We start from the raw sequence: 410 nt of genomic DNA, 5'->3' as shown, positions 1-410 counted from the left end.
AGGTGAATTTCATGTTGCCGATGACGGCTTATTATATAGTTATGACGCAACAAGATCTAAATGGTTAAGTGTAGATAGAAATATGATAGGTTGGGGTAGAAATAGCGCTGGTACAACTAATGAATATTTACGTCAATTTAATGGAGCGTTATCCAGTTTTAACGGCTGGAGAATGATAAGAAGTGGAACAATAACTGCAATAACAGTACAAAGTAATGCAAATCAAACCTATACAATTCAAATTAGAAAAAATGATGTTGCAACTGCAATAACATCTTTAACTGTAAGCACAGCTCAAGGTAATCATGATACAACTATTAACGTAGATTTTGTAGAAGGAGATTTTTTACAATGTTATTTAAGTGGTTCTAGTATAGATTATCCTCAAGTACTTATTGAAATTGCATGGA

At 32.4% G+C, this 410-nt stretch carries 1 protein-coding gene; it reads left to right on the top strand.

The window, feature by feature from the left end; all coding sequences use genetic code 11:
• On the top strand, positions 1 to 410 hold a 410-nt coding region (locus Q0733_RS13015; RefSeq protein WP_298782772.1), incomplete at both ends, for a hypothetical protein.

Source organism: uncultured Polaribacter sp., from assembly GCF_947500975.1.
GTDB lineage: Bacteria > Bacteroidota > Bacteroidia > Flavobacteriales > Flavobacteriaceae > Polaribacter.
The sequence above is the reverse complement of the archived record's forward strand: the minus strand, read 5'-3'. Positions and strand labels throughout refer to the sequence as shown.